This window comes from Pseudomonas sp. GW704-F2, from assembly GCF_059423025.1.
Map to the genome: position 1 here is coordinate 195,669 of NZ_JBWKXO010000006.1, position 22,992 is coordinate 218,660.

27 protein-coding genes are annotated in these 22,992 nt (G+C 62.6%); 11 read left to right on the top strand and 16 right to left on the bottom strand.

What is annotated here, in order from left to right; all coding sequences use genetic code 11:
* Positions 1-42 precede the first annotated feature (42 nt).
* The 5 genes from lolA to cysG are packed head-to-tail and all read left to right on the top strand — an operon-like array spanning position 43 to position 5,082.
* Positions 43-666 (top strand): outer membrane lipoprotein periplasmic chaperone LolA, encoded by a 624-nt coding sequence (lolA, locus tag AC07W0_RS07595; RefSeq protein ID WP_017848042.1) that lies wholly within the window; start codon positions 43-45, stop codon positions 664-666.
* 27 nt (positions 667-693) lie between these two features.
* The gene (locus AC07W0_RS07600; protein ID WP_017848041.1) at positions 694-2,016 is read left to right on the top strand and encodes a replication-associated recombination protein A; all 1,323 of its coding nucleotides are present in this window, start codon (positions 694-696) and stop codon (positions 2,014-2,016) included.
* Complete coding sequence (crcB, locus tag AC07W0_RS07605; protein WP_017848040.1) at positions 2,016-2,390, top strand: fluoride efflux transporter CrcB; 375 nt, start codon at positions 2,016-2,018, stop codon at positions 2,388-2,390. Before AC07W0_RS07600 ends, crcB begins: the two co-directional genes overlap by 1 nt.
* A gap of 16 nt (positions 2,391-2,406) precedes the next feature.
* Positions 2,407-3,687: a serine--tRNA ligase gene (gene serS / locus AC07W0_RS07610; protein WP_017848039.1), complete on the top strand. Its 1,281-nt coding sequence runs from the start codon at positions 2,407-2,409 to the stop codon at positions 3,685-3,687.
* Entirely contained in the window at positions 3,688-5,082 is a 1,395-nt protein-coding gene (gene cysG / locus AC07W0_RS07615; RefSeq protein ID WP_017848038.1) for a siroheme synthase CysG, read from the top strand.
* A 105-nt stretch (positions 5,083-5,187) separates the two neighbouring features.
* On the opposite strand, the gene AC07W0_RS07620 is transcribed toward cysG, so the two are convergent.
* The 6 genes from AC07W0_RS07620 to tusD all read right to left on the bottom strand — a co-directional run bounded on the left by AC07W0_RS07620 (position 5,188) and on the right by tusD (position 8,624).
* Positions 5,188-6,183, bottom strand: coding sequence for a glutathione S-transferase family protein (locus AC07W0_RS07620; protein WP_102617236.1), 996 nt, complete (start codon positions 6,181-6,183; stop codon positions 5,188-5,190).
* 88 nt (positions 6,184-6,271) lie between these two features.
* Positions 6,272-7,273 carry a glycosyl transferase family protein gene (locus AC07W0_RS07625; RefSeq protein ID WP_102617235.1) on the bottom strand — a complete coding sequence of 334 codons (1,002 nt, stop codon included), beginning with the start codon at positions 7,271-7,273 and terminating at the stop codon, positions 6,272-6,274.
* Positions 7,270-7,605 (bottom strand): TusE/DsrC/DsvC family sulfur relay protein, encoded by a 336-nt coding sequence (locus AC07W0_RS07630; RefSeq protein WP_017848035.1) that lies wholly within the window; start codon positions 7,603-7,605, stop codon positions 7,270-7,272. Before AC07W0_RS07630 ends, AC07W0_RS07625 begins: the two co-directional genes overlap by 4 nt.
* A complete protein-coding gene (gene tusB, locus AC07W0_RS07635) occupies positions 7,602-7,880 on the bottom strand; it encodes a sulfurtransferase complex subunit TusB (protein ID WP_017848034.1) in 279 nt (92 codons plus the stop codon). Before tusB ends, AC07W0_RS07630 begins: the two co-directional genes overlap by 4 nt.
* Positions 7,880-8,230: a sulfurtransferase complex subunit TusC gene (gene tusC / locus AC07W0_RS07640; protein ID WP_102617234.1), complete on the bottom strand. Its 351-nt coding sequence runs from the start codon at positions 8,228-8,230 to the stop codon at positions 7,880-7,882. Before tusC ends, tusB begins: the two co-directional genes overlap by 1 nt.
* A gap of 1 nt (position 8,231) precedes the next feature.
* Positions 8,232-8,624 carry a sulfurtransferase complex subunit TusD gene (gene tusD, locus AC07W0_RS07645; RefSeq protein WP_017848032.1) on the bottom strand — a complete coding sequence of 131 codons (393 nt, stop codon included), beginning with the start codon at positions 8,622-8,624 and terminating at the stop codon, positions 8,232-8,234.
* Between the two features lie 158 nt (positions 8,625-8,782).
* Here tusD and AC07W0_RS07650 point away from each other — a divergent pair, with 158 nt between their 5' ends.
* Positions 8,783-9,964: a CaiB/BaiF CoA transferase family protein gene (locus AC07W0_RS07650; protein ID WP_102617233.1), complete on the top strand. Its 1,182-nt coding sequence runs from the start codon at positions 8,783-8,785 to the stop codon at positions 9,962-9,964.
* Between the two features lie 114 nt (positions 9,965-10,078).
* Here the strand turns inward: AC07W0_RS07650 and AC07W0_RS07655 are convergent, their stop codons facing one another.
* Together AC07W0_RS07655 and AC07W0_RS07660 are read right to left on the bottom strand one after the other, a co-directional pair.
* Positions 10,079-10,573 carry a SprT family zinc-dependent metalloprotease gene (locus tag AC07W0_RS07655; RefSeq protein ID WP_026140162.1) on the bottom strand — a complete coding sequence of 165 codons (495 nt, stop codon included), beginning with the start codon at positions 10,571-10,573 and terminating at the stop codon, positions 10,079-10,081.
* A gap of 129 nt (positions 10,574-10,702) precedes the next feature.
* On the bottom strand, positions 10,703-11,305 hold the full coding sequence (locus tag AC07W0_RS07660; protein WP_102617232.1) for a Yip1 family protein: 603 nt from the start codon (positions 11,303-11,305) through the stop codon (positions 10,703-10,705).
* Positions 11,306-11,608: 303 nt separating this feature from the next.
* Here AC07W0_RS07660 and ttcA point away from each other — a divergent pair, with 303 nt between their 5' ends.
* A complete protein-coding gene (ttcA, locus tag AC07W0_RS07665) occupies positions 11,609-12,433 on the top strand; it encodes a tRNA 2-thiocytidine(32) synthetase TtcA (protein ID WP_017848028.1) in 825 nt (274 codons plus the stop codon).
* 67 nt (positions 12,434-12,500) lie between these two features.
* Positions 12,501-13,172: a DNA-3-methyladenine glycosylase I gene (locus tag AC07W0_RS07670; protein WP_017848027.1), complete on the top strand. Its 672-nt coding sequence runs from the start codon at positions 12,501-12,503 to the stop codon at positions 13,170-13,172.
* Between the two features lie 84 nt (positions 13,173-13,256).
* Here the strand turns inward: AC07W0_RS07670 and AC07W0_RS07675 are convergent, their stop codons facing one another.
* The 3 genes from AC07W0_RS07675 to arsC are packed head-to-tail and all read right to left on the bottom strand — an operon-like array spanning position 13,257 to position 14,624.
* Positions 13,257-13,676, bottom strand: a complete 420-nt coding sequence (locus AC07W0_RS07675; RefSeq protein ID WP_017848026.1) for a DUF2069 domain-containing protein — start codon at positions 13,674-13,676, stop codon at positions 13,257-13,259.
* Positions 13,660-14,274, bottom strand: coding sequence for an NAD(P)H:quinone oxidoreductase (gene wrbA / locus AC07W0_RS07680; protein ID WP_046485241.1), 615 nt, complete (start codon positions 14,272-14,274; stop codon positions 13,660-13,662). The genes AC07W0_RS07675 and wrbA overlap by 17 nt, the downstream gene beginning before the upstream one ends.
* On the bottom strand, positions 14,271-14,624 hold the full coding sequence (gene arsC, locus AC07W0_RS07685; protein ID WP_017848024.1) for an arsenate reductase (glutaredoxin): 354 nt from the start codon (positions 14,622-14,624) through the stop codon (positions 14,271-14,273). The genes wrbA and arsC overlap by 4 nt, the downstream gene beginning before the upstream one ends.
* Before the next feature lie 115 nt (positions 14,625-14,739).
* Between arsC and AC07W0_RS07690 the strand changes: the two genes are divergently transcribed.
* A complete protein-coding gene (locus AC07W0_RS07690) occupies positions 14,740-15,201 on the top strand; it encodes a TlpA disulfide reductase family protein (RefSeq protein ID WP_017848023.1) in 462 nt (153 codons plus the stop codon).
* A gap of 115 nt (positions 15,202-15,316) precedes the next feature.
* Here AC07W0_RS07690 and AC07W0_RS07695 read toward each other — a convergent pair whose 3' ends face one another.
* The 4 genes from AC07W0_RS07695 to AC07W0_RS07710 form a co-directional block, all read right to left on the bottom strand.
* Positions 15,317-15,721, bottom strand: a complete 405-nt coding sequence (locus AC07W0_RS07695; protein WP_102617231.1) for an META domain-containing protein — start codon at positions 15,719-15,721, stop codon at positions 15,317-15,319.
* Positions 15,718-16,158: a hypothetical protein gene (locus AC07W0_RS07700; RefSeq protein WP_102617230.1), complete on the bottom strand. Its 441-nt coding sequence runs from the start codon at positions 16,156-16,158 to the stop codon at positions 15,718-15,720. The genes AC07W0_RS07695 and AC07W0_RS07700 overlap by 4 nt, the downstream gene beginning before the upstream one ends.
* A gap of 71 nt (positions 16,159-16,229) precedes the next feature.
* Complete coding sequence (locus tag AC07W0_RS07705) at positions 16,230-17,219, bottom strand: 2-hydroxyacid dehydrogenase (protein WP_017848020.1); 990 nt, start codon at positions 17,217-17,219, stop codon at positions 16,230-16,232.
* Between the two features lie 73 nt (positions 17,220-17,292).
* The gene (locus tag AC07W0_RS07710) at positions 17,293-20,046 is read right to left on the bottom strand and encodes a response regulator (RefSeq protein WP_046382920.1); all 2,754 of its coding nucleotides are present in this window, start codon (positions 20,044-20,046) and stop codon (positions 17,293-17,295) included.
* Between the two features lie 204 nt (positions 20,047-20,250).
* On the opposite strand from AC07W0_RS07710, the gene AC07W0_RS07715 reads away from it, so the two are divergent.
* Together AC07W0_RS07715 and AC07W0_RS07720 are read left to right on the top strand one after the other, a co-directional pair.
* Positions 20,251-20,979, top strand: coding sequence for a response regulator transcription factor (locus AC07W0_RS07715; RefSeq protein ID WP_102617229.1), 729 nt, complete (start codon positions 20,251-20,253; stop codon positions 20,977-20,979).
* Positions 20,966-22,336 carry a sensor histidine kinase gene (locus tag AC07W0_RS07720; RefSeq protein ID WP_046485252.1) on the top strand — a complete coding sequence of 457 codons (1,371 nt, stop codon included), beginning with the start codon at positions 20,966-20,968 and terminating at the stop codon, positions 22,334-22,336. The genes AC07W0_RS07715 and AC07W0_RS07720 overlap by 14 nt, the downstream gene beginning before the upstream one ends.
* A 3-nt stretch (positions 22,337-22,339) precedes the next feature.
* On the opposite strand, the gene AC07W0_RS07725 is transcribed toward AC07W0_RS07720, so the two are convergent.
* A complete protein-coding gene (locus AC07W0_RS07725) occupies positions 22,340-22,855 on the bottom strand; it encodes a DUF2062 domain-containing protein (protein WP_017848016.1) in 516 nt (171 codons plus the stop codon).
* Positions 22,856-22,992 lie beyond the last annotated feature (137 nt).

The window sequence follows — 22,992 nt, forward strand, 5'->3', positions numbered from 1 at the left end:
TGGCAGCACGCGGCGCGCCCTAACGACTCAATGAGGACTCCCATGCGTCTTATCCGCATGCTGTTGTTGCCGGCACTGGCCCTGACTGCTGTTTCGGCTCACGCTGATCCGGCCTCCGTCGCCAGCCTGACCAACCTGCTGGACAAATCCAAGACCCTGACCGCACGCTTCTCCCAGCTGACCCTGGATGCCGGCGGCACCCAGTTGCAGGAAACCGCCGGTGAAATGGCCGTGCAGCGCCCTGGGCTGTTCTACTGGCACACGGAAGGGAAGGCCGAGCAGACCATCGTTTCCGATGGCCAGAAAGTCACGCTGTGGGACCCGGACCTGGAACAGGCGACCATCAAAAAGCTTGATCCGCGCTTGAACCAGACCCCGGCGCTGTTGCTGTCGGGCGATGTGTCGAAGATCAACGACAGCTTCGAGATCACCTCCAAGCAAACCAGCAACGTGATCGAATTCACCCTCAAGCCGAAATCCAAGGACACGCTGTTCGACAGCCTGCACCTTTCGTTCGGTAACGGCGTGATCAATAACATGCGCCTGATCGACAGCGTCGGCCAGCGCACCGATATCCTGTTCACCGGGGTCAAGGCCAACGTGCCGGTGCCCGCGTCCACGTTCAAGTTCGACATCCCCAAGGGTGCCGACGTGATCCAGGAATAACCTGCCTAGAGGTTTCAAACGCTGCCCATGGACCTGTTTCGAAGTGACCCGATCGCTCAGCCCCTGGCCGCACGCTTGCGTTCGACCAACCTGGATGAGTACGTCGGTCAGGAACACCTGCTCGCTCGCGGCAAGCCTTTGCGCGAAGCCCTGGAGCAGGGAGCGCTGCACTCGATGATTTTCTGGGGGCCGCCGGGGGTGGGTAAAACCACGCTGGCGCGGCTGTTGGCGAAAGTCTCGGATGCTCACTTCGAAACGGTCTCGGCGGTGCTGGCTGGGGTCAAAGAGATCCGCCAGGCCGTGGAAGTGGCCAAGCAGCAGGCCGGGCAATACGGCAAGCGCACCATCTTGTTCGTCGACGAAGTGCATCGCTTCAACAAGTCGCAGCAGGACGCGTTCTTGCCGTATGTCGAAGACGGCACGCTGATTTTTATCGGTGCGACCACCGAGAACCCGTCCTTCGAATTGAACAACGCCTTGCTCTCGCGGGCGCGGGTGTATGTGCTCAAGAGCCTGGATGAAGCGGCGATGCAAAAGCTGCTGCAGCGCGCCTTGAGCGAAGACAAGGGCTTGGGCAAGCGGCAGTTGAGCCTCAGCGATGAAGGCTTCAAGATCCTGTTCAGCGCCGCCGACGGCGATGGGCGGCGCTTTCTGAACCTGCTGGAGAACGCCTCCGACCTGGCCGAGGACGGCAGCGAGATTGGCGTCGAACTCCTGCAAAGCCTGCTCGGCGACACACGCCGGCGTTTCGACAAGGGTGGCGAAGCGTTCTACGATCAGATTTCGGCGCTGCACAAATCGGTGCGCGGCTCCAACCCCGACGGCGCGTTGTACTGGTTCGCGCGCATGATCGACGGTGGCTGCGACCCGCTCTACCTCGCGCGCCGCGTGGTGCGTATGGCCAGCGAAGACATCGGCAACGCCGACCCCCGCGCCTTGAGCCTGTGCCTCGCGGCGTGGGAAGTGCAGGAGCGCCTGGGCAGCCCCGAAGGCGAGCTGGCGGTGGCGCAGGCCATTACCTACCTGGCCTGCGCGCCGAAAAGCAACGCGGTGTACATGGGCTTCAAATCGGCACTGCGTGCCGCGGCCGAACATGGCTCCCTCGAGGTGCCGCTGCACCTGCGCAATGCGCCGACCAAATTGATGAAACAACTGGGTTACGGCGATGAATACCGCTACGCCCACGATGAGCCGGACGCCTATGCCGCCGGCGAAGATTACTTCCCCGACGCGCTCGAGCCGCAGCCGTTCTACCAGCCAGTGCCCCGTGGCCTGGAGCTGAAGATCGGTGAAAAGCTCAATCACCTCGCTCAACTCGACCGTCTCAGCCCCAAACAGCGGAGAAAGTAGTGCTCAAGACGATTCTTGCCGTGTCCGTTGCCGGCATCGCTGGTACATTATTGCGTTTCGCCACTGGTAATTGGGTTAACGCCAACTGGCCGAGGCATTTTTATACGGCGACCCTGGCGGTCAACCTGGTGGGCTGCCTGATCATCGGGCTGTTGTACGGTTGGTTCCTGTTGCGCCCGGAAGTGCCGATTGAAATTCGTGCCGGCTTGATTGTCGGCTTTGTAGGCGGTCTGACGACCTTTTCATCCTTTTCACTGGATACGGTGCGCCTGCTGGAAAGCGGGCAGGCCCTGGTTGCCTTCGGGTACCTGGGCATCAGCGTGTTCGGCGGGCTGCTCGCCACCTGGGCCGGCCTGTCCTTGACCAAACTTTGATAAACGAGAGACCGACATGCTCGATTCCAAACTGTTACGTAGCAACCTTCAGGACGTAGCGGACCGCCTGGCATCCCGTGGCTTTGCCTTGGATGTTGCGCGCATCGAAGCGCTGGAAGAACAGCGCAAGACCGTCCAGACCCGCACCGAAGCACTGCAGGCTGAGCGTAATGCGCGTTCCAAGTCCATCGGGCAAGCCAAGCAGCGCGGTGAAGACATCGCGCCGTTGATGGCGGATGTCGAGCGCATGGGCACCGAGCTGTCCGACGGCAAACTCGAACTGGACAAGATCCAGGGCGAGCTGGATTCGATCCTGCTGGGCATTCCGAACCTGCCGCACGAGTCGGTGCCGGTCGGTGCGGACGAAGACGGCAACGTCGAAGTGCGCCGCTGGGGCACGCCAAAGGCCTTTGATTTCGCGATCAAGGACCACGTCGCCCTGGGCGAACTGAACGGCGGCCTGGATTTCGAAACCGCCGCCAAGCTGTCCGGTGCGCGCTTTGCCTTGCTGCGCGGCCCGATTGCCCGCCTGCATCGCGCCCTGGCGCAGTTCATGATCAACCTGCACACCGGCGAGCACGGCTACGAAGAGGCCTACACCCCGTATCTGGTTCAGGCGCCGGCCCTGCAGGGCACCGGCCAGTTGCCGAAGTTCGAGGAAGACCTGTTCAAGATCAGCCGCGATGGCGAAGCCGACCTGTACCTGATCCCGACCGCCGAAGTGTCGCTGACCAACATCGTCGCCGGCGAGATCCTCGACGCCAAGCACCTGCCGCTCAAGCTCGTCGCCCACACGCCGTGCTTCCGCAGTGAAGCCGGTGCATCGGGGCGCGATACCCGCGGCATGATCCGCCAGCACCAGTTCGACAAAGTCGAGATGGTGCAGGTTGTCGAGCCGTCGACCTCCATGGAAGCCCTCGAAGGTCTGACCGCCAACGCCGAACGCGTGCTGCAACTGTTGGAGCTGCCGTACCGCGTGCTGGCGCTGTGTACCGGCGACATGGGGTTCAGCGCCGTGAAGACCTACGACCTCGAAGTGTGGGTGCCGAGCCAGGACAAATACCGCGAGATCTCGTCGTGCTCCAACTGCGGTGATTTCCAGGCCCGTCGCATGCAGGCGCGTTTCCGCAACCCGGAAACCGGCAAGCCGGAACTGGTGCATACCCTCAACGGTTCGGGCCTGGCTGTAGGCCGTACCCTGGTGGCCGTGCTCGAAAACTACCAGCAGGCCGACGGTTCGATCCGTGTGCCGGACGTGCTCAAGCCGTACATGGCGGGCATCGAGGTCATCGGCTAAATGGAATTTCTGCCGCTGTTTCATAACCTGCGCGGCAGTCGTGTGTTGGTCGTCGGTGGCGGGGAGATTGCCTTGCGCAAGTCCCGCCTGCTGGCCGACGCCGGTGCGCTGCTGCGGGTGGTTGCTCCCCAGATCGAAGACCAGTTGCGTGAACTGGTGCTGGGCAGTGGCGGGGAACTGATCGTGCGCGGTTATCAGGAGGCCGACCTTGACGGTTGCACCCTGATCATCGCCGCAACGGATGACGAACCGCTGAACGCGCAAGTGTCCAGTGATGCCAAGCGCCGTTGCGTACCGGTCAACGTGGTGGATGCGCCAGCCCTGTGCAGCGTGATCTTCCCGGCGATTGTCGACCGTTCGCCCTTGGTGATCGCGGTGTCCAGCGGCGGCGATGCGCCGGTGTTGGCGCGCTTGATCCGGGCCAAGCTGGAAACCTGGATTCCGTCCACGTATGGCCAGTTGGCCGGGCTGGCGGCGCGCTTTCGGGCCCAGGTCAAGCGTTTGTACCCGGACGTGCAGCAGCGCCGCGCGTTCTGGGAAGAAGTCTTCCAGGGCCCGATTGCCGACCGGCAACTGGCCGGGCAGGGCGATGAAGCCGAGCGTTTGCTGATCGAAAAGGTCAACGGCGCGCCGCCTTATGCGCCGGGCGAAGTCTACCTGGTGGGCGCCGGCCCCGGCGATCCGGACCTGTTGACCTTCCGCGCCTTGCGTTTGATGCAGCAAGCCGATGTGGTGCTCTACGACCGTCTGGTGGCCCCAGCGATTCTTGAGCTGTGCCGTCGTGATGCCGAGCGCGTCTACGTGGGCAAGCGTCGCGCCGATCACGCCGTGCCCCAGGACCAGATCAACCAGCAATTGGTCGACCTGGCCAAGCAAGGCAAGCGCGTGCTGCGCCTCAAGGGCGGCGATCCATTCATCTTCGGCCGTGGCGGCGAAGAGATCGAAGAACTGGCGGCCCATGGCATTCCGTTCCAGGTGGTGCCGGGGATCACGGCGGCCAGCGGCTGCGCGGCGTATGCCGGGATTCCGCTGACCCACCGTGACTATGCGCAATCGGTACGCTTTATCACCGGGCACCTGAAGAACGGCACCTCGGACCTGCCTTGGGGTGATCTGGTGGGCCCGTCGCAGACCCTGGTGTTCTACATGGGCTTGATCGGTTTGCCGATCATCTGCGAACAGTTGATCAAGCATGGACGTTCGGCGGACACGCCAGCGGCGTTGATCCAGCAGGGCACCACGTCCAACCAGCGCGTGTTCACCGGCACCCTGGCCGACCTGCCGCGCCTGGTGGCGGAGCATGAAGTGCATGCGCCGACGCTGGTGATCGTCGGTGAAGTGGTGGTGCTGCGCGAGAAGCTCAAATGGTTTGAAGGCGCCCAGGCCCAGGTCTGAGCCTGAATGCATCGGGGGCGAGCCCCCTCCCACATTTTGGAATGCCTTCCAATGTGGGGGGGGCTTGCCCCCGATGAGGCCATTAGATCCAACCCATCCTCTGGATCAGCGCCAGACGCCCTTACCGCTCAACCGCACGCGATCATGCTCGGTATCAAACACCTGCAACGGCCCCTTGGGCACAATCCCCGTCGGATTGATGGTGCGGTGGCTGGCATAGTAATGCCCCTTGATGTGCGCAAAGTCCACCGTCTCGGCCACTCCCGGCCATTGATAGATTTCCCGCAACCAATTCGACAGATTCGGATAATCCGCAATCCGCCGCAGGTTGCATTTGAAGTGGCTGTAATACACCGCATCAAATCGAATCAGCGTGGTAAACAGCCGAACATCCGCCTCGGTCAGGTACTCACCGGCCAGGTAGCGATGCTCGCCCAGGTGCTGTTCCAAGTGGTCCAGTTCGGCAAACACATCATCGAACGCACGCTCATAGGCCTGCTGCGAGGTGGCGAAACCTGCGCGGTACACGCCGTTGTTCACGGCGGGGTAGATGCGCTCGTTCAGCGCATCGATGCTCAGGCGCAGAGCCTCGGGGTAGAAGTCCAGGGTGTTGCCGGTCAGCCCGTTGAACGCGCTGTTGAACATGCGGATGATCTCCGCTGATTCATTGCTGACGATGCGCTTGAGTTGTTTGTCCCACAGCACCGGCACCGTGACGCGCCCGGTGTAATCGGCCGTGTCGGCGGTGTAGCGCTGGTGCATGAACGCGAAGCCATCCAGCGAGTCGCCGCTGGAGCCGCGGGCTTTGTCGAAGGTCCAGCCGTTTTCCAGCATCAGCCAACTGACCACAGACACGTCGATCAGACCTTCCAGCCCCTTGAGTTTGCGCAGGATCAGCGTGCGATGGGCCCACGGGCAGGCGAGCGACACATACAGGTGGTAACGATCGGCTTCGGCCTTGAAGCCAGCTTCGCCGCTGGGGCCGGGCTGGCCGTCAGCGGTCACCCAGTGGCGGCGTTGTGCCTGTTCCCGCTGGAACGCGCCATCCGCGCTACTTTCGTACCACTGGTCGTGCCAGCGTCCTTCAATCAGCAAACCCATGACTGGCTCCTTGGCTAATAAGCGTTGGAGTCCAGTCTAAAGGGATGAGTTCGAACTAAAAGCGCAAAGATTGCGGGGGAATGATCGATTAAATCGATTTATCCCGTGCGTCCCAGTATTGCTGGGCCAATTCGAACGCTTGCTCCCGCGGATGCCCGAGGCCGCGCAAGGCCAGGGCCATGGTGGCGATCAAGGCGAGTTGCGGGTAGCTGTCCTCGACCTCGCCGCGCCACAGCGCTTTCAACTGCTCGGGCTCCAGGCTGGCCGGTTTGACATGGCGCTGGGCGGCGAGGGCGGGCCATTCTTCGTCCCAGCTTTCGCCACCGGTGCTGCCGTAGAGGTGGCTGATCGTGTCGGGGTTGATCTCGATTTCGCCGCCATCGCCCTTGACCACAATCACCGTGTCGCCGAGCAGGCCGCTGGCATCGCGGTGTACGCCCTGGTAGCCGGGATGGAAGATGCTTTGCAGGCCGCAGCGTGCATTCAGCGGGTTGAGCAGGCGTGCCAGGGAGTGGATCGGCGAGCGCAGGCCCAGGGTGTTGCGCAGGTCGATCATGCGTTGCAGTTGCGGGGCCCAGTCGCCCAGCGGGATGAATGCCAGGTTGCCGTGCTCGAAGGCCGTCTCGACCTGCTGCCAATTGCGGCACAGCGGGATCTGTAGACTTTCCAACAATTGCTCGGTGTACAGCCGGCCGGCCGTGTGGGCGCCGCCGCCATGCATGAGGATGCGTACACCGTTCTGCGCCAGGCACTTGGCGGCCAGCAGGAACCACGGCAGGTGGCGCTTTTTGCCGGCATAGGTCGGCCAGTCGATATCCACCTTCAGCGCCGGGGCGTGCAGGCGCTCGCGCACCGCTTCGGTGAAACCGGCGAGTTCTTCCGGGCTTTCCTCTTTGTGGCGCAGCAGCATGAGGAAGGCGCCGAGTTGGGTGTCTTCGACTTTTTCGTCAAGCAGCATGCCCATGGCTTCGCGGGCTTCTTCGCGGGTCAGGTTGCGCGCACCGCGCTTGCCTTTGCCCAGGATACGCACGAACGGCGCAAACGGGTGCTCGGCAGGGGTTTCGAGGGTCAGCGGAGCAAAGTCGGTCATAAGCAATTCGTCGGTCTGGGCAGGCCGGCCAGCTTGGCGGCGAGTTTGGCGGGAGTGCCGTTGAACAGTTTGTTGAGGTGCAGGCTGTTGCCCTTGTCCGCGCCCAGCTTCAAGGCGGTGTACTTGATCAGCGGGCGTGTGGCGGGGGACAGCTGGAACTCTTGATAAAACTGGCGCAGCAGCTCGAGGATTTCCCAATGCGCCGGGGTCAGCTCGAGGGCTTCGGCGGCGGCGAGGGCGTTGGCCACGTCGGCCGACCACTCGTTCAGGTCGACGAGGTAGCCGTCCTTGTCCAGTTCGAGGGTGCGCGCGCCCACGGTCAGGGTGTTCATAGCCAGGTGTTGACCTTGTCGTAGTCGATCGACAGCTGCACGAAACCTGGGTAATCCACGCAGTCGGCCCAGTCGGGCAGCGGCAGGTTGCGCGCCAGGCTGTCTTCGGCCAGCACAAAGACCTTCACGCCTTTGGTCAGCAGCGCCGGGTGACGCAGCCCGTAGGCGCCGTCGCCACAGAGCAGGATCGCATCGTCGCTGCCACAGACGCGCAGGCAGCTGTCGAGGCGGCTATCGGTAAACGGGGAGTGGGACACCACATGTAAAGTCGACATCAGAGGGTTATCACCTGGTCGTAACGGTCAATCAACTGGGAAATCTGTTCGTCGTTCAGCGGCTGTGCATTGACCGGGTGCGTCAGCCCGCGCGCAGCCAGGCTATGGCCGCAGGCAAACACCTCATCGATACCGAACAGCCCCAGTGCCTGCAGGTTGGCGCCGAGGTCTTTTTGCTGCACGGCTTTGGCGTCCTGGTGCGGCGCCAGTTGGAACACGCCGTCATCCAGGAACAACAGGCCGATGGGCAGATCGAACGCGCCGCCGGCCAATACGATATCCAGGGCTTCCCGCGCGCTCGACCCGGACCACGGTGCCTGGCGGCTGATCACCAGCAAGGATTTGGACATGTCACGGCCCTCCAAAACAGATCAGGCGGTCGGCGGCCTGGGTCGCGTCGTGCAATTGCCCAAGGCCCGACAGCTCCCATGGCGCCTCCAGGTTCACCGCGCTGCGCTGGTAACGCGCGGCTTCTTCGCTGTCGAGCACGCCACGGCGCAGAGCGGCGGCGATGCACACCACGGCGTCCAACTGATGCACGCTGACAAACTCACGCCATTGGCGAGCGATGTCTTGCTCATCCTGTGGCGCAACGATGGTGTTGGAGGCACTGTAGACGCCGTCCTGATAAAAAAACAGGCGCACAATCTCGTGTCCGCCGGCCAGCGCCGCCTGGGCGAACAGCAAGGCGCGACGCGAGGAGGGCGCATGGGCGGCGGAAAACAGTGCTATCGCAAATTTCATGGAACCCCCTGCAAGCAAACGTAGGCCAATGATAAGGCCGCCGCCGGGAAAAAGCCCGCCGTGATCAAAACGGTCACTGCCGATGATCGTTCTGACGATTGCCGTCGGCGCTGAAGGCTGACTACGCTGTCGCCAGTCGAATCGGAAACGGAGTCTCCATGTCAGGTCCCTTGGCGTCGCTCAAAGTACTGGATTTTTCCACCTTGCTGCCCGGCCCGTTTGCGTCGCTGATGCTGGCGGACATGGGCGCCGAGGTGCTGCGCATCGAATCGCCCACGCGCATGGACCTGCTGCGCGTGCTGCCGCCCCATGATCAGGGCACCTCGGCGAGCCATGCTTACCTCAATCGCAATAAGCGCAGCCTCGCCCTGGATCTGAAGCAGGCCGAGGCGCTGGAGATTGTGCGCGAGCTGGTCAAGGGCTACGACATCGTGCTCGAACAGTTTCGCCCCGGGGTGATGGAGCGCCTGGGCCTGGGGTATGCGGCGTTGAAGGCGATCAACCCGCGGCTGATTTACGTGTCGATCACTGGGTACGGTCAGACCGGCCCCTACAAGGACCGCGCCGGGCACGACATCAACTACCTGGCGTTGGCCGGAGTGGCCAGCCATACCGGGCGGCGGGACAGCGGGCCGCTGCCGTTGGGCGTGCAATTGGCGGATGTCGCCGGCGGCTCGCTGCACGCGGTGGTGGGCCTGCTCGCGGCGGTGATTGCGCGGCAACAGAGCGGCGTTGGCCAGTACCTGGATGTGAGCATGACCGACTGCTCGTTCAGCTTGAATGCCATGGCCGGCGCTGGCTACCTGGCCTGTGGCGTGGAGCCGGGGAGGGAGACCCATGTGCTCAATGGCGGCAGTTTCTACGATTATTACCGTTCCCGCGATGGGCGCTGGATGTCGGTCGGCAGTCTGGAACCGGCATTCATGCAGCAATTGTGCGCCGCGTTGGGGCGACCGGAACTGGCGGCACAAGGCTTGTCGTCCGAGCCTGAGCAGCAAAAGGCGCTCAAGCAGGCGCTGCAGGTTGAGTTCGAGAAGCGCAGCTTCGAGGAATTGTGCGAGTTGTTTACCGGGGTCGATGCGTGCGTCGAACCGGTGCTGAGCCTGAGCGAAGCCGTGGAGCATCCGCAGTTGAAGGCGCGGGAACTGGTCACCCAGGTGCCGCGGCCCGACGGCTCGACCCAGGCGCAGATGGCTTGCCCGCTGAAGTTCTCCGAAGGGTTGCCAGCCCCTCGGCATATCGGGGCCGCGGTGGGCGCGCACAGTGATGAAGTGCTGATGGAGTTGGGCTTGAGCTCACAGCGCATCAGCGCGTTGCGTGCTGCCAAGGTGATTGTGTAGTGACTGGGCGGGCCTCATCGGGGGCAAGCCCCCTCCCACAATTAGCTCTGTGAACAGGGTCAAAATGTGAGAGGGGGCTTGCCCCCGATGAGGCCCTCACACACACCGCATATTTCACTCAACGCGAGTTTCCCCGGTAAACACCAACGTCTGCCGACAGCGCCTGCACAGATAACGCCGCCCCTGCCTCACCAGCCCATGGCGCTGTGACGAAAACGGGAAGTCGCTGTCGGCACATGGGCAGCGGTAGATATAGCGGGTCACCTGGCGGCGCTTGATCTCATAGGTGTGGCAACGATCTGGCGGCAGTTCATACACGCCGCGCATGATCAGTTGCCATTCCTCGCCATGGGGCTGGATGCGCTCGCCAAACAATTGGTGGGCGATCAGGTGCGCCACTTCATGGGCCACGGTCTGTTTCAGGAAGTGTTGGCTGTTTTCTCGGTACAACTGTGGGTTGAAGCGCAGCAGGTTTTCGTGCAAATGCGCGACACCGGCTTTCTGGCCCCGCAACTTGAGGCTGACCTGGGGGCGTTTGAAGCTTCGTTTGAAAAAGGATTCGGCTAGCAGGAAACAATCTTCGACGCGGGTATTGAGTTGCTCGGGCATGCTGTACATCTCTCCAGAGGTGGCCAGTATGCCGCAAAGGCGGGTGTTTCCGAATCGGTCAGGCGCCGAATGGTCATGCATGGCGCACAAAGCCACCTTGCGGTGGCCTTGCCTGCTGGGTGAAACCGCTTAGTTGGTATAGATCGGGCCAACGCCCAGACCCCAGACGATCACGGTGAACGCCATGATTGCCACCAGCACGACCAGACCCACGGCCAACACCGAGCTGGAAAACAGAAAGCCTTCGTCCGGATCGATGCTCATGAACGTCGGCAACCCCACATACAGCAGGTACACCGTGTAACAGATCGCTGCCGTGCCGACGACCATCCCCAGCCACATGTGCGGGTAGAGCGCCGCCAGCCCGCCGATGAACAACGGTGTCGCGGTGTAGGTGGCAAAGGCGACACAACGCGCCATGCTGGGGCTGGAGTCGTAGGTGCGCGCCATCCAGTGAATGAAGGCGCCCATGACCGCTACGCCGCCGAGCATCGCCAGGTATGACATGACGGTCATCCACAAGGCGCTTTCCTGGGTCAGCATGACCGGGGAGCGACTGCCGATGACCCAGCCGACCTGGGTGGTGCCGATAAAAGCTGATACGGCGGGGATCGCCGCGAGAATCAAGGTGTGAGTGAGGTACATGTGGCCGACGCTTTCTTCTTTATCGCCACGAATTTCCCGCCATTCCTGGTCGGGATGGGTAAAAAGCCCCACGACGTGATGGATCATGCCAGTCACTCCTGTCGTTATTACCATCGCCCCCCATCGGAGCGCCCACGGGCCAGATGGCCTGAAAGGTCTGGATAGTTATGTGCGACCTCAAGTCGCAGTATAGGAAGTGATGACCGGAAAAACCGTAGGGCTTTAGAGCAAATTGCGCTGTAAACAGTGGGCTTAATCGCGGCGCGGTCTGTCGTTGGCAATGCACTCAAGTGGGGGAGGAGGCTTGCTCCCTCTCACATTGGAACTTGGTCAACCTTACCGGTAAAATACCGCGCTTTTCGTCACACACCTCTAGCGGATCCAAGCGCCATGGGCACTCTTACGGTCAACCAGAACAAACTGCAAAAACGCCTGCGTCGCCTGGCCGGTGAAGCGGTCGCCGATTTCAACATGATCGAGGACGGCGACAAGGTCATGGTCTGCCTTTCCGGCGGCAAAGACAGCTACACCATGCTCGACGTGCTGCTGCACCTGCAAAAGGTTGCGCCGATCAAGTTCGAGATCGTTGCCGTCAACATGGACCAGAAACAACCGGGCTTCCCCGAAGACGTGCTGCCGGCCTACCTCAAGACACTGGGCATCGAGTACCACATCGTCGAAAAAGACACCTATTCGGTGGTCAAGGAGCTGATCCCGGAGGGCAAGACCACCTGCTCGCTGTGTTCGCGCCTGCGCCGTGGCACGCTCTACACGTTTGCCGATGAGATCGGTGCGACCAAGATGGCCCTGGGGCATCACCGCGACGATATCGTCGAGACATTCTTCCTCAACATGTTCTTCAACGGCTCCCTCAAGGCCATGCCGCCCAAGCTGCGCGCCGATGACGGACGCAACGTGGTGATTCGCCCGCTGGCGTATTGCAACGAGAAGGACATCCAGGCCTACTCCGACTTCAAGCAATTCCCGATCATCCCGTGCAACCTGTGCGGCTCCCAGGAAAACCTGCAGCGCCAGGTGGTCAAGGAGATGCTCCAGGACTGGGAACGCAAGACCCCAGGGCGTACCGAGAGTATCTTCCGCAGCTTGCAGAACGTGATCCCGTCGCAGTTGGCCGACCGTAACCTGTTCGACTTCACCAGCCTGCGTATCGACGAGAACGCCGCTTCGCGCTTCGTCAACGTGGTGAACCTCTGACGTTTCTCAACGCTCTGAACGACGGCGCTCACAGGCGCCGTTTTCATTTCAATCCCCAGGAGAGGGCATGCGCGATTACAAGTGGCTGCACGAATATTGTCTGAACCGCTTCGGTTCGGCGGCCGAACTGGAAGCCCGTCTGCCTGTGCCCAAGACGCCGGCGCAATTACGCCAGATCAGTGATGATCGCTACCTGTCAACCCTGGCGCTGCGGGTTTTCCGCGCCGGGCTCAAGCACAGCGTGGTGGATGCCAAATGGCCTGCATTCGAGCAGGTGTTCTTTGGCTTCGACCCGGAAAAAGTCGTGCTGATGGGCGCCGAGCACCTGGAGCGCTTGATGCAGGATACGCGCATCATCCGCCACCTGGGCAAGCTCAAGAGTGTGCCGCGCAACGCGCAGATGATCCTGGATATCGCCCAGGAGAAGGGTAGTTTCGGCGCGTTTATCGCCGACTGGCCGGTGACCGATATCGTCGGCTTGTGGAAATACCTGAGCAAGCACGGTCATCAGTTGGGCGGGCTGTCGGCGCCGCGCTTTCTGCGCATGGTGGGCAAGGATACGTTCGTGCCGAGCGATGACGTGGTCGCGGCACTGCACGCGCAGAAGATCGTCGACAAGGCCCCCACCAGCCTGCGCGACCTGGCGACGGTGCAGGGGGCGTTCAACCAGTGGCATGCCGAGAGCGGGCGGCCGATGTGTCAGTTGTCGATGATGCTGGCGTATACGGTCAATCATTGAGACCGAGGTGATGCCATCGTGGGCAAGCCCACTCCCACAGGAAACTGCATTCCAGATGTGGGGCTTGCCCGCGATGACGGCGGGTCAGGCTGGCTGACCCTCGCCGGCCAAGCGCCGATCCAACTGGAACCGCCAGCGCACATACAGCAGCGCCGTACAGAACAGCGCCAGGCTCGCGAGCATTTCCAGCACGCCGAACCACTGGCGGTTCGGGTCATACGCCGCCAGTGCGCCCTTGATGAAATACAGGTTCACCACAAAGCACATCCATGAATGTCCGCGTGCGCTGCCGATCAGTATCCCCGGCGCCAGCACCAGCAGCGGCACCAGTTCGATCAGCAGGATCACCCACGGCCGTGCGCCGTGCAGGTCGGCGACGAACAGGTAATACACGCAGAGCAGGCCCACCAGGCCGAAAAACGCCAGCAGGCTCAGGGCGCGTGCGACTTTGACCCGCGGCTCCAGCCATGCCTGGGGTGGCAGGATCTTAGGTTTTTTGGCCACGGCCGTTCTCCAGCAACGCAGCGGTTTTCGCCAGGCGCAGGCCGAGGGCCTTGCACAGGGCGATTTCATGTTGATCCAGCAGGCGCTTGCCGTCGGGGCCAGCATGGTGGCTGGCGCCATAAGGCGTACCGCCACCCTGGGTGTCGAGCAGCGCTTGTTCGCTGTAGGGCAGGCCGGTGATCAGCATGCCGTGGTGCAGCAGCGGCAGCAGCATCGACATCAGCGTGGTCTCCTGGCCGCCGTGCAGGCTGGCGGTGGAGGTGAACACCCCGGCCGGTTTGCCGACCAGGGCGCCGGTCAGCCACAGGTTACTGGTGCCGTCGATAAAGTACTTCAATGGCGCGGCCATATTGCCGAAGCGGGTCGGGCTGCCCAGGGCCAGGCCTGAACAGTTCTTCAGATCATCCAGGCTGGCATACAGCGCGCCTTCGGCCGGAATGCTCGGCGCTACGGCTTCGCACTCGCTGGAGATCGCCGGTACGGTGCGCAGGCGCGCTTCCATCCCGCCTTGTTCGATGCCTCGGGCAATGTGCCGGGCCATTTCGCTGACCGAGCCGTTGCGGCTGTAATACAACACCAGCACATACGGCGCACTCACGGCAGGATCTCCAGCACGCTCTCCGGTGGGCGGCCGATGATGGCTTTGTCGGGGGTTTCGAGGATCGGCCGTTCCATCAACTTGGGGTGCTCGGCGATGGCGGCGATCAACTGTGTTTCGCTGAGCGTCGCGTCTGCCAGGTTGAGGGTTTTGTATTCCTCTTCGCCGGTGCGCAGCAATTGGCGTGCGCTGATCCCCAGTTTGCCCAGCAGGGCCTTCAGTTGCGCGGCATTCAGCGGGGTTTCCAGGTAGCGCACCACCGTCGGCGCGAGGCCGCGTGCTTCCAGCAGTTCGAGCGCTCCGCGGGATTTCGAGCAGCGCGGGTTGTGATAAAGCGTCAGATCGGTCATGTGCGGGTCGCATCTTGCGTAAGGTGGCGGGTATTCTACCTGCGCTGCGCCCGGTCCTTAAACCGTAAGAGGCGATCCGTCGCAGCCAACGTTCATTTTTGCGAAGGATTACCCCATGACAAGGCGACTGATCGGTGCATTGGCGATCATCACAACCCTGCTGCTCAGCGGCTGCGGTAATGACTACGGCGTTGACCAATATGGCCAGAAAGTGGCGGCCGAACGCCTGGACAAGCAATGGCTGGTGGTCAACTACTGGGCGGAATGGTGTGGCCCGTGCCGCACGGAAATCCCGGAGCTCAATGCCTTGGCTGAACAGCTCAAAGGGCAGAACGTCGGCGTGTTCGGGGTCAATTTCGACAATGTGCAGGGCGCGGAACTGAAGGAAGCCAGTGACAAGCTGGGCATCAAGTTCACCGTGCTGGCGCAGAACCCGGACGGGATCTTTGATATTCCACGCAGCGAAGCGTTGCCGGTGACTTACATCATCGACGACAAGGGCAAGGTGCGTGAGCAGTTGATGGGCGAACAGACGGCGCAAGGCGTGCTGGCCAAGCTCAAGGCCCTGCGCGGTTGAACATGCGGGAGGGGGCTTGCTCCCGATGGCGGTGTGTCAGCCAACATATTCGGTACTGACATAGCGCAATCGGGAGCAAGCCCCCTCCCACAGTTAGATTCCATTGAGCCTGCTATCAGCCTTCTTCCAGCCACAGGCGGATAGGCTTGCCTTCGGCCGGCCAGAAGCGGGTCTGCTCGATCGGCGAGATGTCCCAGCGCTCAACGCCTTGCAGGGCCTGAAAGAAGCGGTGTTCCTGCTCCATCAGGGCGTCGCCGCAGAGTTTGCGCGTACTGCCGATCTTGCCGAAGCTGAGTTTGTCGCCCTCCACGGTGTACGGTGCGAACCAGTGGTTGCACCCGCCGTTGCCGTAGGCGCGCCCATCGGCGCCCAGGGTGACACTCAGGTGCGCGTAATCCATCAGCGGCCGCTCACCGATCCATTCCACCACGTAGCTGTGATCCCGCTCGAGCTTTGCCGCATCGCCAGCGCAGCCCATCAGGCTCGCGCCGACGGCGGCCAGCAGAAGCAGGGCTTTCATTGCGCGGCCTTCTGGCATTTCGGGCAGCGGTGCTTGGCGCCTTCGCTGGCCCAGCCCAACTCGGCAATGCGCGCATTGGCGGCCGGTTGCAGCGGATCCTTGGTCAGCTTGGTCTCCACTGCGAATTCAAACTCCAGCACGGCCTCGCAGCTGTCGCAGTTGACCTTCCAGGTGTGAATCTCCAGTTCGCCGAACTTCGGCCCCTGGGCCATGGCGACCCACTGGCCTGCCGGGCGGATGGAGTAGCGCGCGTCACCTTCGACGGTGAGGCGCATCGACAGGGTTTTACTGCCGCGCAGGGTGACGATCAGTACGTCGCCATGCTTGATCGAACCACCGTTGCCGGTGACCTGATAGCGGCCCGGCACCAGGGCGCGGCATTCGATCAGGGTGTGTTGCGGGCTCAGCAAGCTGAAGCGGAAATCGTGTTCGGCCATGGTTCCTCCAAATAGGCGCGGCATCCTAGCACGCGCGCCTGCGGATCATGCGCCTGGTATGTGACCGCTGATCATCCGTCGACACGATTCTGCGCCCGGCCATCGGCCCAGGCCGCAATGTTGGCCAGGGTGGTCTCGGCGATCGCCGCCAGGGCTTCGCGGGTGAGAAATGCCTGGTGCGCGGTGATGATCACATTGGGGAACGTCAGCAGGCGCGCGAGCACGTCGTCCTGCAGGGGCAGGTCGGAGCGGTCCTCGAAAAACAGCTGGGCTTCTTCTTCATACACATCCAGCCCCAGGTAGCCGAGTTGGCCGTCCTTGAGCGCTTCGATCAGCGCGGGGGTGTCCACCAGGCCGCCGCGCCCGGTGTTGATCAGCATTGCGCCGGGCTGCATCTGCGCCAGGGAGCGGGCGTTGATCAGGTGCTTGCTGTCGGTGGTGAGCGGGCAGTGCAGGCTGATGATCTGCGCTTCGGCCAGCAGCTCGGGCAGGCTCACATAGCGCGCACCGAGCGCTTGGACCAGCGGGTTGGGGAACGGGTCGTAGGCCAGCAGGTGGCAGCCGAAACCGGCCATGATCTTGGCGAAGGTGGCGCCGATCTGCCCGGTGCCGACCACGCCGACGGTCTTGCCGACAAGGTCGAAGCCGGTCAGGCCATGCAGGCTGAAATCGCCCTCGCGGGTGCGGTTGTAGGCACGGTGCAGGCGCCGGTTCAGGGCGAGAATCAGTGCCACGGCGTGTTCGGCGACGGCATGAGGCGAATAGGCGGGCACACGCACGATGGTCAGGCCCAGGCGTTTGGCAGCGGCGAGGTCGACATGGTTGTAACCGGCCGAGCGCAGCGCGATCAAGCGGGTGCCGCCCGTGGCCAGGTGCTCGAGCACGGGCGCGCTGAGGTCATCGTTGATAAACGCGCAGACCACTTCGTGGCGTTCGGCCAGCGCCACGGTGTCGAGGGTGAGCCGGGCGGGCTGGAATTGCAGTTCCAGGCCGGGCGGCAGCGGCACGCCGAGAAAACTGTCGCGGTCGTAGGTCTGGCTGCTGAAAAGAATGACGCGCATGAAAAAGCTCCCTGCAATGTACGTTTTGGTAACGCGGACCCTGTGGGATCGGGCCCGGCGTTGTAAAAAAATCTCAGGCGCTGACCCGCGCTTCACTGGCCAACCGGGCAATGGCCATGTCCAGCTCGTCCAGCGCGGCCATGGCCTTGGCGTCGTCCTGCTTGAGCAGGGTTTCGGCGCGTTGGCAGGCGGCGCGCAGTTGCGGTACGCCGCAGTAGCGGGTGGCGCCATGCAGGCGATGGACGCGTTCGATCAAGGCATGGTTGTCATTGGCCTCACGGGCGAGGGTAATGGCCAGGCGGTCGGCTTCGAGGGAGGCGAGCAACATGGCGAGCATGTCCGCCGCCAGGTCCGCCTTGCCCGCGGCCAGCCGCAGTCCTTCCTCGTGGTCCAGCACCAGCAATCGCACGCCTGGGCCGAGGCCTTCGGTCGGGCGCTCCGGCCCTTGGTTGCGCAGGGCCAGGCCGGTCCATTTCAGCACCACCTGGGCCAATTGCCGTTCGCTGATGGGTTTGGTCAGGTAGTCGTCCATGCCGCTTTGCAGCAGCGCACGCTTTTCGTTGGCCATGGCGTGGGCGGTGAGGGCCACCACCGGCAGCGGTGTGCCGTGGCGCTCGCTTTCCCACTGGCGAATCGCCTCGGTGCTTTGACGACCGTCCATGCCGGGCATCTGCACGTCCATCAGCACCAGGTCGAAGGTTTCCTGCTGGACGGCATTGATGGCCGCATAGCCGCTTTCCACGGCCTGGACCTTGGCGCCCATGTCTTCCAGCAGGGTTTGCACCAGCAACAGGTTCGCCGGGTTGTCATCCACGCAGAGCACCCGCGGCGCGCGGCTGGACAACGGTTCGCCCGGTTCGCAGCGCGTGGGGCGCGGGCTGATCAGGTCGGTCAGGGCGCGGCGCAGCTTGCGCGTACACGCGGGCTTGGCCTGCAACTGGCTGTTGGGGTTGGGCACCGACGGGCTGAACAGCATTTGCTCGGTGGTCGGGCACAGCACCAGCACCTTGCAGCCCAGGTGTTCGAGGTCCCACAGATGCTGGTTGAGGCGCTCGGGCGGGAGGTCATTGGCGGTGACGCCGAGTACCGCCAGGTCGATCGCCTGTTCGGTCTGATGCGCGCCGGTGATGCCGTTGGTCAGGCTTTCCAGGGTATTGAACGGCGTGACATCCAGGCCACAGTCTTCGAGCTGGTGTTGCAAGGCCTGGCGCGCCAGTTCGTGGTTTTCCAGCACGGCCACGCGGCGGCCGAGCAGCGGCGCGCAGGGCAGGTCTTCGACGTCGTCGCGGGTCTTGGGCAGGTTCAGGCTGATCCAGAATTCCGAGCCTTCGCCGGGTGTGCTGTCGACGCCGATTTCACCGCCCATCTGCTCGATCAAGCGCTTGGAAATCACCAGGCCCAGGCCGGTGCCGCCCGGTTGGCGCGACAGCGAGTTGTCGGCCTGGCTGAACGCCTGGAACAGCGCGCGCACGTCCTGGTTGGACAGGCCGATGCCGGTGTCCTGCACGCTGATGCGCAGTTGCACACTGTCTTCCTGTTCATCCTCGATCATCGCCCGGGCCACGATGGTGCCTTCGCGGGTGAACTTGATCGCATTGCTGATCAGGTTGGTCAGGATCTGCTTGAGGCGCAGCGGGTCACCCACCAATGCCAGCGGCGTGTCGCGGTACACCAGGCTCACCAGTTCCAGCTGTTTGGCATGGGCGGCGGGGGCGAGGATGGTCAGGGTGTCTTGCAGCAGGTCACGCAGGTTGAAGGGCACGCTGTCGAGTACCAGCTTGCCGGCTTCGATTTTCGAGAAATCGAGGATCTCGTTGATGATGCCCAGCAGGTTATCGGCGGACTTTTCGATGGTGCCCAGGTAATCCAGCTGACGCGGTGTCAGCTCGCTTTTTTGCAGCAGATGGGTGAAGCCGAGGATGCCGTTGAGCGGGGTGCGGATCTCGTGGCTCATATTCGCCAGGAACTCCGACTTGATGCGACTGGCCTCCAGGGCTTCCTTGCGCGCCAGGTCTAGCTCGATGTTCTGGATCTCGATGGTTTCCAGGTTCTGGCGCACATCTTCGGTGGCCTGGTCGATGCTGTGCTGCAGTTCTTCCCGGGCGTTCTGCAGGGTCTCGGCCATGCGGTTGATGCCTGAGGCAAGTTGGTCCAGCTCCTGGCTGCCCAGCGCCGGCAAGCGGGTTTCCAGGTTGCCGTCCTTGAGTTGGGCCACGGCTTGCTTGATCTGGCCGATCGGCGAATTGATGGTGCGGCTGATGCGCAGGGCCAAGGTCGCCGTGCAGATCAGGCCGATGGCGATCAGCAGCAGGCTGGCGAACAGGCTGCGATAACCGCGCAGCAACATGCCGTTGTGGGACAGTTCCACCTCGACCCAGCCAAGCAAGCGGTCGGATTCATCGGGAATCAGCTCGCCGGCAAGGTTGCGATGACGGCCAAACACCGGCAGCAGATAGCGCGTGGCGTCGTTACCGGTGCGCTGCAACAGGTGCGAGCTGTTACCCACCGGCGGCTGGTTGAGCATGGTCGGGCCGGCGTGGGCCATCGACGAGCGGTCCGGCGCAAGGAAGGAAACGGCGCGCACGTCCTGTTGTTCCAGGGATTGGGTGGCGATGCGTTCGAGCAGGTCGGCGTTCTTGCTGCTCAGCGCCGGAGCCACCAGTGGGGCCAACTGCTCGGCGATCATTTCGCCACGTTGCAGCAACTGGGACTGCAACTCCGAGAGCTGCATCCAGGTGAAATAGCCGCCCAACAACAAGGCCATCAGACTGGTCGGTAATAAGGTCAGCAACAGTACGCGGCCTTTTATCCCCATTCTTCTAAGCACGCCACTCTCCTGCTACCACGTTGTGATCGATCGCCCGTGCAGGCATCCGGCCCGCACCCCTGCGCAGTGTAGCCATTTGCGCGGCGTGGAATCTTGCAAATTAATGACAGCGGGCAATCTTCGGGCCATTTGGCGCGACGTGGCGATTGCCTGGCGCGGGGGAATCTTGAATAATCAGTGATTGAGAATGACTTGCAGGCGCTAATGAATCCCGTGGAAGTTGGTCTACCCACTATCCTGACCATCGAAGATGACCCCGTGCTGGGCGCCTATGTCCACGAGCATCTGGGGCGCTGTGGCTTTCAGGTCACGTGGTGTCGGAACGGCCAGCAAGGCCTGCAGATGGCCCGCGAGCACGTCTTCGACGTGGTGTTGATGGATATTCTGCTGCCGGGGCTGGACGGGCTGTCGATCCTCACGCATCTGCGCCAGAGCCATGCGGTCCCGGTGATCCTGGTGTCGGCCCTGGGCGCCGAAGCCGATCGCGTGAACGGCTTTCGCCTGGGTGCGGACGACTACCTGCCCAAGCCGTTCAGCATGATCGAGTTGCGCGTGCGTATTGAAGCCATCCTGCGCCGGGTGGCCCTGGATCGTCGTCCGCCGCTGAGTTTGCCGCCCGCGCGCGACGACGCCCGGAGCCTGCGCTTTGATGATGAACTGTCCGACGTCTTCTACCAGCAGCAGTGGGCCGGGCTGACCCGCAGCGAGTACCGCCTGCTGCAGACCTTGCACAACAACGGCGAGGAAGTGCTGAGCAAAGCCTTCCTTTATCAGCACGTGCTGCAGCGCGGTTATGCGCCCCATGACCGCAGCCTCGACATGCATATCAGCCAGATTCGCCGCAAACTCAAGACCATCGGCTATAGCGAGCGTGAAGTGCGTACCGTCTGGGGTAAGGGCTATGTGTTGAGCGGTCACGATGACGGCCTTTGAGGGAGGCTTGAAACGTCTGCCGGGCAGGCACTCGTTATTCTGGAAGTTGGCCTGCCTGCTGATTGCCTTCTGCTTGTTGATGATCTGGCTCAGTTGGTCCTGGGGCCGGTACATGGAGCAGCAGAACGCTTATCTGTCCGACACCTCCCGCGAGATTCTCAGCGGTTATGCGGCGGGAGCGGAGTTGGCCTGGAGTACCCAGGGCGCTGACGGCGTGGACGCCTGGTTGCAACTGATGGCTGCGCGTGAGCGCACCTGGATCGGCGTGATCGGCAACGACCTGCAATCCCTCGCCAGCACGCCGTTGACCGACAAGGAAAGCCAGCGCCTGACTTTTCTGCGCGGCCTGGACTGGCCGGTCAGCCGCCACGCCAAAGGCCTGCCATGGTTGAAAATCCCGTTTCCCCTGGACCCCAGTGTCGGCTCGTTGGTGATCGAGTTGCCCCAGCGCTTTATGCCGGGGCGCTACCAACTGTTCTGGCGGGTGGTGACCAATGGCGTGATTCCCGGTCTGTTTACCCTGTTGTTGTGCATCGGCCTGTACCGGCTGCTGATCATGCCGCTCAATCAACTGCGCGAGCAGGCCAACGCCTGGCGTGCCGATCAATTGAACACGCGGCTATCCCACGATGCCACCAGCCGCCAGGATGAATTGGGCGAGCTGGGGCGGGCGTTTGACCATATGTCCGAGCGGTTGCAGGGCACGGTGGTATTGCAGCAACAGCTGTTGCGGGACATGTCCCATGAACTGCGCACCCCCCTCAGCCGTTTGCGTGTGGCCTGTGACAGCGAGCAGGATCTGGCGCAACTGCGTGAACGGCTGGGGCGGGAGATCGACATCATGCAGCGCCTGGTCGAGGACAGCCTGCAATTGGCCTGGTTGGACACCGAGCGGACGCCGCTGCCTGTCGAAGACATTCAGGTTCAGGCGTTGTGGGACATGCTCAAGGACAACGCCTGTTTCGAAAGCGATTGGCCAGCCTCGCTGCTGCCATGCCTGCTGGGGCCGGATTGTTGGGTACGCGGCAATCTGAACGCCCTGGCCCAGGCGCTGGAAAATATCCTGCGCAACGCCATACGGCATTCACCTGCCGGCGGTGTCGTCAGCCTCGATGGGCGCCGTGATGGCGCATATTGGCACCTATGGCTGGAGGATCAGGGCGGAGGTATTGACGAACGCGATCTGGAACGGATCTTCGCGCCGTTCATCCGCCTGGACGGCTCACGGCCTGGCGACGGTGGCTTCGGGCTGGGGTTGAGCATCGCGCGCAATGCGGTGCAACGTCAGGACGGCAGCTTGTGGGCGGAGAATACCGGCCAGGGCTTGCGTGTGCATCTGCGTTTGTGGGCAGCCTAGGACTCAAGCGCGACGCAGTTTGCGTTTATTCCATTGGTGCGCGACCCACCAGCGCCAATAACCCATGGTCAGGCAATAGGCCAGCGCGCCCAACACCACACCCAGTACCAGCGAGCCGAGCAGGAACGGCTGCCACAGCGTGCTCAACTGACCGCTGATCCACTCCCACGTCAGGTCGTCGGGCAGGCTGCGCGCCGGCACGTTCATCAGCCAGGCGCCGGTCATGTAGGTACACAGGAACACCACTGGCATGGTGATCGGGTTGGTCAGCCACACCAGGCTGATGGCAATCGGCATATTGCCCCGCACCGTGATCGCCAGCACCGCCGCCAAGAGCATCTGCAAGGGGATCGGGATAAACGCCGCAAACAGGCCTACCGCCATGGCGCGGGCTACCGAGTGCCGATTCAGGTGCCAGAGGTTCGGGTCATGCAGCAAGGTGCCCAGAAACTGTAATGACTTGTGTTCCCTGATACTGGTGGGGTCGGGCATGTACCGTTTGAATAAGCGCCGGGGCATAAGGGGTCCAGATCAAGTCGAGGGGCAAGTATGCGCGCATTCTATAAACAGAAAATTCAGACTTTGTGACAAAACATCATAGGCTGCGGCCGGGGGGCAGCTAAGACTGAATGGATCACGTCAAAGGAATGATCCAT